Source organism: Aeromonas cavernicola (assembly GCF_002795305.1).
Lineage (GTDB): Bacteria > Pseudomonadota > Gammaproteobacteria > Enterobacterales > Aeromonadaceae > Aeromonas > Aeromonas cavernicola.
Genome location: NZ_PGGC01000119.1, coordinates 1 through 4,662 on the forward strand (window position 1 = coordinate 1; position 4,662 = coordinate 4,662).

Annotated in this window: 5 protein-coding genes; 1 reads left to right on the top strand and 4 read right to left on the bottom strand. The window is 49.2% G+C overall.

Going from position 1 to position 4,662, the window contains the following annotated elements; all coding sequences use genetic code 11:
• Positions 1-198 (top strand): integrase core domain-containing protein (locus CUC53_RS13200; protein WP_157798274.1); only part of this gene is annotated, 198 nt, incomplete at its 5' end.
• A gap of 292 nt (positions 199-490) precedes the next feature.
• Here CUC53_RS13200 and CUC53_RS13205 read toward each other — a convergent pair.
• From CUC53_RS13205 to CUC53_RS13220, 4 genes are all read right to left on the bottom strand, one after another.
• Positions 491-1,228: an Lcl domain-containing protein gene (locus CUC53_RS13205; RefSeq protein ID WP_100294589.1), complete on the bottom strand. Its 738-nt coding sequence runs from the start codon at positions 1,226-1,228 to the stop codon at positions 491-493.
• 81 nt (positions 1,229-1,309) lie between these two features.
• Positions 1,310-2,362 (bottom strand): hypothetical protein, encoded by a 1,053-nt coding sequence (locus CUC53_RS18895; RefSeq protein WP_157798275.1) that lies wholly within the window; start codon positions 2,360-2,362, stop codon positions 1,310-1,312.
• Between the two features lie 131 nt (positions 2,363-2,493).
• A complete protein-coding gene (locus CUC53_RS13215) occupies positions 2,494-3,585 on the bottom strand; it encodes a hypothetical protein (protein ID WP_100294591.1) in 1,092 nt (363 codons plus the stop codon).
• Positions 3,586-3,671: 86 nt separating this feature from the next.
• The coding region (locus tag CUC53_RS13220; protein WP_201796763.1) for an Ig-like domain-containing protein at positions 3,672-4,662 on the bottom strand (991 nt) is incomplete at its 5' end.

A 4,662-nucleotide genomic window follows, 5' to 3' on the forward strand; every position in this document is an offset into this window, starting at 1 on the left:
GGTAATCCCCAGCAGAACGCGTACATAGAGCGGTTTAACAGAACGGTGCGTTACGATTGGTTGGCTCATCACCTGTTTGGCACGCTGGAGGAGTTACAAGAATTTGCAACACAATGGCTGTGGGTTTATAACCATGAGCGGCCCAATATGGCGCTGGATGGTTATACCCCAAAGCAGCATTTGGCAAAGGCTGCATGACCTCTACTTTTGAATGCCCCTAAAAATGGGGGGATTACCATCCGGTATTAGGACCTTAGAAGGTATTTAAATTGACGTATTCTATTAATATTCTGTGCATGATTTGTTGATAGGTACTGAATGGGAGATGAGATCATCATAGCATTAATCTGTTTAACCCAAAGATATGCCCCAGCTGACAATGTCGACTGGAGCAGATTTTCTAAGCATTGATCAACTTACAGCATCCTAAAGTATCAGACGATAATGGAGGAGACTCATAACCCCTTACAACATGTATGCCGGCTGATAATTAACGAATGCAGGCAACGTTACGTCTGATGCCGTCGCCACTGTTTCCAGCCGCACCATCTAAGAAACCTATATATCTATGGCCAAGACCACCCACTGTCGATGTCCAGTAGTAAGTGGTACCTGTTGGCCAATCAAATCGTGAGTCAACAGCGGATCTCGGATAGCGATCGTAAAGAGCCCTTAACTCAGTTTCAGAAGCCAAACGCCAATCGCTAAAGCCACCGCGAACCAAGTCAGTACAGTATGTGTTCGCTTCCGACCAAGTACGGTTAGTGCCATCCGGCTTGGAGAACATCCCGAGGCCAGAGATATCAACCAAATTACCAACAGCGGAAGTTGTTTCAGTACTCCATGCACTCTGTCCTTGGGTCGCAGTAGGATACCCACGCGGAGTTACTGCTCGTACCGATACATAACGGGTAGTGAAATTAGTAAAAGTCTGAGTTGCCCCCGTCACACAAGTTCCACTACCGCCAGAACCGGTACACCATCTCACTTCATAGTTGATTGGGTCACCATCAGGGTCTGTTGATGTACCATAAGTCGCCGTGATAGGTGTATTCACAATAAAGCCGTAAACGGTCAGTGAAGAAGGCACCGTGGGGGCACCTGTACCATGGGCCTCCAAGGTATCGCCACTTTCTGCCGCACTGGCAAGCCCGAGCCAAATACAGCTAGCGAGTACGCCAAATATACGGACACTCTGTCCTATTGATTTCATTTTCAGATTACGCATCTTATTAACTCATGTGTTAGAACTGTGTACAGTAGATTGAGTAGAGCATTTTTCCAATTTCACCCTTAACCACCGTATAAGTTACTTACCGATAACTTCCACGCGGAACTTATAACCCTGATCTTCAGCTTTAACGGTATAAGTCGCACTGGTTGCCCCGGATATCGCGACTGGTGAACCGCCAACACGGCTATCAGTACGCTTCCACTGGTAATTCACATCACTTCTATCCAGTCGCTCACCTTGACCATCATTGAGGATGACAGCACTGTGCAGTACCTGTCCTACAACTGGGTTACCGCTCAAGTTATTAGAACTGCCATCCACTACGCGGATGCTGGTTACGTCTTCCAACACGTTTGTTACTGTATAACGAATATTCTTACTAGCACTGATGTTGCGAACTCTGTCACGTATAGTAACGGTGATGTCATAGACGTTATCTCTGTTGGCATCTCTCGGATTTTCATAATCCATATAGCCAACCCAAAGAAGGTTGTCCTTTGGATCTTTTGGTAAGCGGAGGGCAGCTACATCGCCAGTAAAAGTCCAATCTACGTCCGCAAGTGTGGTGCCCACATTCGAGGTGAACATTTCATTCCAACCGAACGAAAAGTTTTCGTTTGCTGTATATACCGTCGTACTGGGATTAGAAAAACTCAGCGTTGCCGCCTGAGCCGTAATAGAATTAGAAAGCACAGGATTCGAGTAACGAGTTGCCTCTGGGAAACTGGTATTTCCATCAGCAACAGCACGTAGTCTTAACTGAATCGCTTTCCCTGTATCACCAGCTTGCACTCTGTAAAGGGGAATTGCGGTGGTGCTACCCGCTAGTGCTTCGGTACCAACAGCGACACCGCCAACTATCCATTGATAATACCAGTTTACAAGTGCGTCATTATCAGCATCAGTGACACTAGGAAGTCGCGATGTGGTCATGTTGGTTGTTGCAACCCCCGAACCACTGATAGTGGGAGATCCGGTAACAACGATCTGGCGACCATGTGCAGGTAGTGTTTTTTCACTAGGGGCAGCATTAGCCAGAGGAGATAGTAAAAGGTATACCCCACTTGCAACCAATGACATCGGAAACAAACTAGGCATGCGTGAAAAACGAGCCAGATTTATGCTCATATTATTAACCCCGAGATTTACCCTTGGCAAAACCAAAGCTAAATATCAAATAATTTATTAAAACTGCATATATAAGGAAGCCCGCTTATCACGGGCTTCCCTAGCCTTATATTAGCCGATTATAGCTAATATTACTTACCGTTGGCATCGACACGGAACTCGTAGCCTTGATCTTCAGCTTTCACTGTGTAGGTCGGGCTAGTCTCGCCAGAAACAGTCATCCATTCGCCTTCGCTACCGACCACACGAGCTACACGACGTTCCCACTTGTAAGTGGCATCAGTACGGTCACGCTTCTCGCCAGCGCCATCGTTCAGAGTTACGGCAGTGTGCAGCACGTCACCCACGATCGGGTTACCAGTGATTTCAGCACCGCTTGCGTTAACTACCTTAACAGCAGTCGCAACTTCAACCACGTTAACTACTGTGATTTCCACAATAACCGTGTCGCTTGCACCAGTAGCAGGGTCGGTTACAGTCACTTCTACCACATAGGTACCATTGCCATCGGAGTCCACTGGATTCTCAGCATCCTGCGGTTTCAAGGTTAGCACGCCGTTCTCATCAACGGTGAACTGACCTGCATCAGCACCCCCTAAGCTCCACTCCAGATTAGCATCTGGGTTGCTGCTGGTGACAGAAGAGCCGATATCGACCTTGATCTCTTGGTTTTCTGGGCCTGAACCTTTGCCATCAGCATCCAAACCGATAGATCCTGGGATCTCCGGATTCGGGTCGATAGGACCTTCACCACCAATCTCCAACTCACCCGCAACCAAGGTAACAGCGTTTGATACGCTGGCGATGGAATAACGAGTGGCTTCTGGGTAGCTACGCTCATCAGCAACGGCACGCAGCTTCAGGGTCACTTTCTTGCCAGCATCAGCGGCTGTGGACTGGTAAGCTGGGATAGCAGAGATGCTACCAGCCAATTGCTCAGTGCCAACATCAACACCGTCCACTTGCCACGTGTAGTACCAGTCAACCAGAGCATCATTGTCAGCATCATCAGTACCGGGCACTGTAGGCAGAGTGACCGCCAAACCTGCAGTCTGACCTGCAATCTCGGGAGCATCGATCACTGTTATCTGACGACCATGGATTGGGCCCGCAGTGTTAGTAGAGGTAAGCGCTGTTGCACCGTGGCTCAGAAGTGCTGCCAGCAGACCTGCAGCCAGAGCAGTACGACGAAAAGCTGGACGAGTTTGGATAGACTTCTTCATTTAAATATTCCTGTTCACTTGTTTTAAAGTGTGGGCCCTAGTTGGACCCACTGGTTTTATTGCGGTATTTGCCGCGAATCACTGCATCACTGGGCGGTCACATTCACACGGAATGTAAAGCCCTGATCCGCACCTTGAGTGGTGTAGGTGTCCTGGTTGCTACCAACGTCAGTCCAAGCGACACCATCCTTACTACGCTGCCACTGATAGGTTAGGCTATTGCCATCACTCAGTTGCTCGGTTCCACGACCAGTCTTACCTGTAGCCTCACCGTCCAAGCGAACTTGAGCGTAAAGCACTGTACCTACTGGTGAACCAGCTGGTACGTCGTCGCCATTTTGATTCGTGACTTTCACACCATCTTCGGCAATCAAGCCCACCACAAAATTAACCTGTACGTTCTGGCTTACTCCCAGCAATGTTGCTGTCACAGTGGCAGTTGCAATCTGACTGCTAGTCACAGTCATGCGAGCAATACCATCAGCATCAGTCACACTGGTCGCTGCTGCCAACGTACCATCTGAAGTAGTCCAGTTAACGGTAACACCCGCTTTCGGATTGCCAGCCGCATCCACAACGGTGACCGCAACTTCGTTGCTGTCTACGTTGTTAGGCAGAGCATTGTCACGAATGACCCTGATGCTATTTTCGTCGAGCGTCATACCACCATTAAGCGGGTCGTTGACATCCAACGGGTTGCTGCCGTTGTCCACTTCGGTCTTATCGTCAATACCGTCACCGTCGGTGTCTTTCTTATCTGGGTCGGTACCAAGTTGGTTCTCTTGCCCGTTGGTCAGGCCGTCACCATCTTTGTCACCGTTCGGGTCAACAACAGGATCGTTCGGGTCAAGCGGGTTAGAGCCGTTGTCCACTTCGGTCTTGTCGTCCACACCGTCACCGTCGGTGTCTTTCTTATCTGGGTCGGTACCAAGTTGGTTCTCTTGCCCGTTGGTCAGGCCGTCACCATCTTTGTCACCGTTCGGGTCAACAACAGGATCGTTCGGGTCAAGCGGGTTAGAGCCGTTGTCCACTTCGGTCTTGTCGTCAACACCGTCACCGTCGGTGTCTTTCTTATCT